At 64.2% G+C, this 7,129-nt stretch carries 4 protein-coding genes; all 4 read right to left on the bottom strand.

The window, feature by feature from the left end:
- Positions 1-809: 809 nt before the first annotated feature.
- The 4 genes from QMG52_RS21220 to QMG52_RS21205 all read right to left on the bottom strand — a co-directional run bounded on the left by QMG52_RS21220 (position 810) and on the right by QMG52_RS21205 (position 6,921).
- Complete coding sequence (locus QMG52_RS21220; protein ID WP_283562392.1) at positions 810-2,552, bottom strand: CocE/NonD family hydrolase; 1,743 nt, start codon at positions 2,550-2,552, stop codon at positions 810-812.
- 92 nt (positions 2,553-2,644) lie between these two features.
- The gene (locus tag QMG52_RS21215) at positions 2,645-3,901 is read right to left on the bottom strand and encodes an acyl-CoA dehydrogenase family protein (RefSeq protein WP_283562391.1); all 1,257 of its coding nucleotides are present in this window, start codon (positions 3,899-3,901) and stop codon (positions 2,645-2,647) included.
- A 5-nt stretch (positions 3,902-3,906) separates the two neighbouring features.
- Entirely contained in the window at positions 3,907-6,198 is a 2,292-nt protein-coding gene (locus QMG52_RS21210) for a CocE/NonD family hydrolase (RefSeq protein WP_283562390.1), read from the bottom strand.
- Between the two features lie 27 nt (positions 6,199-6,225).
- Positions 6,226-6,921, bottom strand: coding sequence for a quinone oxidoreductase family protein (locus tag QMG52_RS21205; RefSeq protein ID WP_283562389.1), 696 nt, complete (start codon positions 6,919-6,921; stop codon positions 6,226-6,228).
- Between the last annotated feature and the right edge of the window lie 208 nt (positions 6,922-7,129).

The raw sequence follows: 7,129 nt of genomic DNA, 5'->3' as shown, positions 1-7,129 counted from the left end.
TGCGGGTCCACCGAGAAAGCTGATCGCGTTCTTCCTCGGTGAGGATCAGTTCAGCCTTCGGGCGTCCAGTGCGTGCCATACACCAATTTTAACACTCATTCAACGAATTTACGACGCAGGACACTAGTCGTGCAGGATAACTTGGTAGAGATTGTGGTGTTGCCATTTCCCGGCAATCTGCCAGTATCCCGGTGCCATCCCGATCTGCCGGAAGCCCGCCTTCGTTAGCACCCGTTGCGGGCGAACATTGTGCAAGAGAGTACTCGCTTCTATGCGGTGCAGCCCGATTTCATCCCGTCCCGTTTCGACTCTTTCCTCGGCTTAAGGACGACCGTCTTATGGAACGCCCAGTGACCGCAGGACTTGAAGTTATCGAAAAAAGGGACGGGGCGTCTGGCCGCCTTGTACGCTGGCGTCACGGCACCACCGTCGAATATTTCCTTTAAAGCTTATCGGCGTCCCATGGTTTTGGGCGGTGCTTCTTGCCGTCCTCATCTTCTTCGTCGTCGCTATCCCGGCCATCAGGGCTGCGCGAAGTGAACATCGCGAGCTCCACCCCGCAAAGGACGACGAGGAACCTCCCGAAAAGGAAGCACCAAGGTGTACCGCTCCCGACGCCTAACCAGCAGCAAGGCCACACAACAAACGATGCAGTGATCGAATCCTTGGACGTTTAGCCGGCTGGCGTCGGCCACGCATGACGCAGCCCGACGACGATGCATGGACCGCCGACGTCGAACCGGAACCGCAACGTTTCGTCAACCCTGCGCACGACGAGACCCTGCGCTATCTTGCTGCCCATGGGCCTGCTACGAATCCCCTTGAATTGGGAGTTGTAGGTAGGAGGCGTGCTCGCCACCGGTGTGGATGACGTGCTGCCCTCTGTTGGCGCCGACGTATTCCTCGATTCCCGGCATCATCGTCCCCAGGATGTTCCGGGAGCTGATGACGAAGCGGAGCTGTTCGCCGGAATGGAGGGCGAGGCCGATGGGGAGCAGCTCGACGTCGATTTCGACGATCTCGCCGGCCGACAGCTTCTCGACGCGGTCGAAGGTGTGAGCGGGCACGTCGTCGGTTGACAGGGTCCTGTCGAGGTGGCGGGAGGAGACGCGCAGCCGTCCATCCGAGCCCTTGTAGCGCAGGATCGTCGCTCCGTGATCGGTGAGGTCGTGGGCCATCGGGCTCTGGTTGGGCACGGTGAAGGCCTGCAGCGGTGTTCCCCATTTATCGAGCTTCTGCACGAGCACGAACAGGTCCATGTCATCGGCGCCCCGTGCTTCGACCCAGAGGTGAGCCTTCGGGTAGCCGACGAGCACAGTCTCCTGCTCGAATCCCATGATGAACGACACCGCGTTCGGATTGGAGTCGACGGCATAGGTCACCGGCACCTCGCCCGCAGGCGCTTCGGCGGTCAGGGCCCGCGAGCGTCCGTCGAGGTAGTACTTCATCGACGTGACGCCTTTCGGGGGGAACTGGTCCGCGGCGACATTGACCTGGTCGCCTCCCTCGAGATCGAGTATGGCGTAGCGCACGCGCGGTGTCTGCTCCCAGCCGTTGTCCTCGTCCCTGAGGAATCGGTCGAAGAAGCGACGGAGGTCTTCCTGGTTCATCTCATCGTAGTAGTCGGGCCACTCCTGGCTGTTGTGCACGCGCAGCCATTTATTCTCAGCGGCGATGCGCCGCCAGGCGCGGAACGTTCCGGCGGTGTGCAGCGTGTTGGAGTAGCTGGCGACGACGTAGGCGGGCACGTCGATCCGGTCGAAGTCGGGGATCTTGTTCTCCCACAGGTCGCCCATGAGCGGGTAGCGCTCGGCCTCCGCGAGGATGTCCTCTTTGCGGCCCTTTCCGAAGAAGCTGCCGGTCTGCAGCTGGCGGGCGAATCCGGTGTCCGGCATCCCTCCCCGCATGACCAGGTCGCGGTAGACGTCGCTCACGCCCTCCCACGGGTTGATGGCGGCGAGGTGTGGCGGCTGCTCGGCCGCGGCAAACCACTGCGTCGCCGCGAGGTATGAAGTTCCGCTCATCCCGACCTTGCCGCTGCACCACTCCTGCTCGGCCAGCCACTCGATGATGTCATAGCAGTCGCGACCGTCCTGACGATCCCACAAGACGCTGTCGCCGTCGGAGTCGACAACACCGCGGATGTCTGGATTGCAGATCGCGTATCCCTGCGCGCACCAGAAGGCCGGGTCGGGGCCTTCGAATTTCTCCAGGCCCGAGACGACACTGTTGTCCAGGCCGACGAGGCCGAAGATGCCCATCACGCTCGGTGAGGTGCCCTGGCCCTTGCCATAGGGGCTGTATGCCACGATGACGGGCACCTTCTCGCTGTCGGCCGGACGGAACACGTCGACGTGGATCCTCACGCCGTCGCGGAGCGTAACGGCGACGTCCCTTTCAAAGACGATGTCGACCGGCAGCGAGCGGAACTGCGGCGCGATCTGAAAACCGGCCTCGAGAGTTCGCGTTCCCGGATCGAACTCCGTCAGCAAGCCGGTCCTGGCCGCCGGCAGCGGGCCAGACGGCAGATAGATCTTCTTCTCATCGCTCATGAGAGCTCCTCCTCTTTCCTGGTCCGAAGACCGGTTCTCGCGTCATTGCGGGCGTACGTTTTGACGGCCAGCTCAACGCCAGTTGAGTTATTTTATGAAACCGGCGAAAACCGGTCGAGTGTGGTGATCCCGGCGAACTGGTGTGGGCGCATGCCAGCCATCAGTCGTCCGTAGTTCTCGGACAACGCCTCGAGGTTGAGCGCTCCGTGCAGCGTGATGATCCGGGCATCACGCCAGGAACGCTGGATGGGCTCGAAGTCCATGATCGCCGTGGACCCGGAGTTCCGCTGCAGAAGCTCGATCGCCTCTGCACACCATCTGGCTGCGTAGGCCGTCTCGACAAGGACCCTGGCGCTGAACAGTTGCATGTACCCGGGGTCGGCTGGCGTGCCTGCTGCGGCGAGTTCGCCCAGTCGATCGGTTTCCTCGGCATTGGCGCGGGTCATTAACGTCGCGGACTGGATCTTGGAATGGACCTCCGCGAGCATCAGGTGCGTGAGGGGCGCTTCCAACTGGTTCTTGTACGTTGTCCCCCGGATGGGGCGCCCGGCCGAGCGCTCGAGGAAACGCTCGAGCGCGCCTTGGGCGATGCCGATCGACATCCCCGCCATCAGGCTGAACGACCAGCCGAGCGATGGCGCCTTCCAGAGGGATCCCGCCAGGCCGCTCTCGATTGCCCCCGAAGCGATCTTGCGGAAGTCGACGCCCCGGTATTCGGGGACGAACAGGTCCTCGCCCTTGAGCGTGACGGAGACGCTTCCAGTGCCGCGCATGCCGGCGACGTGCCAGTCGTCAAGGAACGTGAGCTGGTCGCGTTGCACCTGCACGCCGACCAGATAGGGTCCGTCGGCACCTTCCGTGATGCATCCGAGGTTGGTGAAGGGCGCCCAAAGGGACGCGGTCGCAAAGGTCCATGGGCCGCCGCTGATGATCCAGCCACCCTCGACGTGCTTGGCGCGCCCGCGAGACGCCGGAAAATGGCTCGAGCCGGCAACCCGGGGCCCGACCCACTCCGATCCGAAGACCTCTTCCAGCACTCGGGGGCCCGAGCCGGCGGGGATCCAGTCTGTCGACGCTCCTGCCCACACGACCCATCCGCACGACCCGTCCCACTTCGAGACTTCGGTCACGACGTCCAGCTGCTGACTCACGGAGAGCTCAGCACCGCCGAACTCGGCAGGGCTGGCGATGGTAAAGGCGGCGGTGGCATCCAGATCGGCTATCGTCGCGTCCGAAAGTCGGGCGGCACGTTCCGCCTCCGGGGCGCGCTCCCGCAGGGTCGGTCCGATGACGCGCACTTTTTCAAGGATCGTTCCGAGCCGCTCGGCGGTGTTACTCGTCGGGTCCATGATGGTTAGTTCCTCGATTCGTTCTGCGGCACTATGGGCAACTGCACGTAGCTGGGGTGGTCGGGACCGGTGTGAACGGTGTTCGTCGCCCCGGCGTGATAGCTCTCGTCGTAGGCACGGGAGGGAATTCCGGCCGGCGAGTACGGTTGGATGTCGACCCTGAGCCGGCAGCCCCGGCGGATCACCGCACTGCTCGGATTGAGGCCGACCTCGACGAAGACGACCTCGCCACTCTCAAGCGGCCGGTAGTCCGCCTCGAGGTGCGTCTGAACCGGCCAGTAGTCCGTCGACCGCTCCTCGTCGATCGTGCGATGCGACACTTTAAGCAGGCCGTGCCCGGTTGGGTGGATGTTCGCTGGATCGATCGGCGGCACGAGCGACTCGTACCGGATTTCGCGATCCTGCTCGTCGAGGACTCTCAATGACACGTAAACATCCATGTCAGTGCTCGTCGAGGACACCCACAGGCCCGCCTTCATGTAGCCGGCGAGCACCACGTCTTCCGTCATCGGTTCGCTGATGAACGAGACACCCGTTGCCCAGCGCGCAGTGCCGCCGACATAGCCGGTCGGGGCCAAGATGGGATGCCCTCGGTCGAGCGCGGCGTCGTAGCCCGCCGACGCCTCGGTGGTCGGGATGGACGCGCTGATTCGCCGGAAGTCGTTGCGGCGGGCGTCCCCTGTCCAGTCTGACGGAGTCGCGTCGAGGTACCAGCGCGGGTAGGTCGTGCGCGCTATCGGCCATTCATTCTCTTCCAGCACATAGTGGCCGCCGTTTCCGCTGCGGACCTGCACCCGCACGGGCGCGCCATCCATCACCGCGTTGTCCTCGCCCTTGAGCCAATAGCCGAAGAAGGCCAGATGGTCCGCGATCGTCGAGCTCTTGTAGCTGTGCGGAAACCACGCGTCGACAAAATCGAACTTCTTCGATTGCACACCGGTCGAGCGGATGAAGGTCTCACTGCTGCCGAGCTGGTGGATGACGACTCCGGTCTGTGGACCGACTATCCAGACCGGCGTCGTCGCCTTTTCCAGCTCGGGGCGCATGAATATGGAGCCGTTGGGACCGTATGCCGCCGGATCATTGAACTCCGTAGCCAGCATGCGGGCCAGCCAATCGGTTTCCCGCCGCTTTCCGTTGTAGTTATGGCCCGCCATCGCCGCGCGCCACCACGTCCAGAAGCCTTCGCCGTATAGGCCGCCGCCGTAGACGGCCTCGTTGTACAGGTCTGAGTCGGTGCCGAGGGCGATCATGGCCTTGAGGTGCGGCGGCCGCAGGCTGGCGACGGTGTGCTGGGTGATCGCCAGGTAGGACATCCCCCACAGTCCGACGTTGCCGTTCGACCAGGGCTGTGTTCCGGCCCATTCGATCGCGTCGTAGTAGTCCTCGGCCTGCTGCACGCTGAACGGCGCCTGCAGGCCCGGGCTGTTGCCGACGCCCCGGGCATCCACTCGAATGCAGACATAGCCGTTCGGCACCCAGACGGAGGAGTCGACGCTTTCGTGGTTCTCGTACTGCAGACCGTCCGGGTTTCCGGTGAAGTAACGGTCCTCCAATTCCTCTTTGCGCTGTGCATCCTCGCCGCTGCCGATGGTGCCGTGATCGAAGCTTTTACCGTAGAAACCCTGGTTCATGACCACCGGGTATTCGCCCTCATCCGCAGGTCGGAAGACGTCTGCGCAGACCCAGCTCCCGTCCCGCAGTGGGATTCTGACGTCGGTGAGCTTGATTATCCCGCGGATGTTGCGGCGCAGCTCGTTGCGTGCCGCTGCACCGTTGCGGAGCCTGCGCGGCGTGTTCGCGGAAAAGGCACCGGGGGTGGCATTGAGCGTGGCCAACAACCCCGTGACGGCGGGGTCGCTGGCAAATGTGATCGTCTGGTCGGTGGCGAACGCGACCATGGCCGCGGTGCCCTCTAAACCATGTTCTGCCCCGTCGAGGTCTGCGGCATCCGTCGCGGCCTGATTGAAGTTCAGGACCATCGGACCGATCACGTCGTGCACGACCGGAGCGATCGTGATGCCGTTCTCGAAGTCGCCATCCTGATCGAGAGTCTGCACAAACCTGGCGATGTTGGTCACCATCGGATCGTGCAGCCGATCAAGCTTCCCATCGGCGCGATCGACCAGTTGCGCGAGGTTCACCCGCGGCGCCCCGTCGATGGCCCCCAGCACCAGCCCGCCGATCAGGAACGTGACACATTCGCCCGACCTGTAGTGGAACTCGCCGCGCTCGTTCGTGATGCCGCTTCCGGTCGGCGTCTGGTAGCCAAGGCCGCGGATCGGGCCGGCGACCACGCCCCTGTGTGTCTGACTCGCGCTCATCTATTTTTCACTTTCGTTAGGCTGCCTTGGCAGCACGACGTATTTCGCGTGCGGCGACCCTGCCTGCCCGCGCCAAGCTGCAGGGAGTCCCTCGAGCGTTACGGTCCTGACGTTCACATGTAGCGTGCCGGCTCCAATAGCGGCCCACAGCCAGGTCAACGCGGGCTGCTTCTCCGTCAGGGGCGTGTGCAGCCCGGCGAAGCCGATCACGGTGAGCTGCTTGCCTCGAAGCAGGCCGGCAGGCAGCGTAGCGGTCGGGCTCGCCGAGTGCCCGATGTTGACGACGCGCGCCCGTGGCGCGCACACCTGCAGCGCCGCCTCCAGCGGCATCCCATAGAGGCCGTCAAGGACGACGTCGACCGCGCCACTCGCGGCACGCAAGCGGCCCGCAAGCTCGGCGCCGCCGTCGTCCGCGCGCAGCTCGACCACCGCGTCGGCGCCAAGAGATTTCAGGCGCTCCAGTGCAGCGCGGTCGCGACCGACGCCGATTACTCGCCCCGCTCCTCTCACGGACGCGATCTGCACGGCGAGTTGTCCGACGGCACCGGTCGCGCCAAGAATCAGCACCGTCTCACCTGACTTCATCCCGGCCGCCTCGACGAGCGGCATGAACGCCGCCACGCCCGAGTTTCCGATGGCGGCGGCCTGGACCGGGTCGAGCCCATCGGGCAACGACAGGATGTCTGCGTCGTCCACGACAACTTGCGTTGCGAAAGCCCCCGACGTGGCCGGTGACGCGTTGCACTGCGCATAAACGAGCGATCCCTGCGCGAACCGGTCTGACCCGGATCCGCGAGTAGTGGCTTTTTGAGGCCGGAATTCTGGCGGGGGCGTGAATTTCGGCAACTTTTGGGTCCGGGCATGACAAAAGCCCGGTTGTCGTGTCGGGTGGGCGGAGGCTCCA

It is taken from the genome of Paenarthrobacter sp. PH39-S1 (genome assembly GCF_030063245.1).
GTDB lineage: Bacteria > Actinomycetota > Actinomycetes > Actinomycetales > Micrococcaceae > Arthrobacter_M.
Note: the sequence above shows the minus strand (reverse complement) of the source record. Positions and strands in the feature narration are given on the sequence as shown.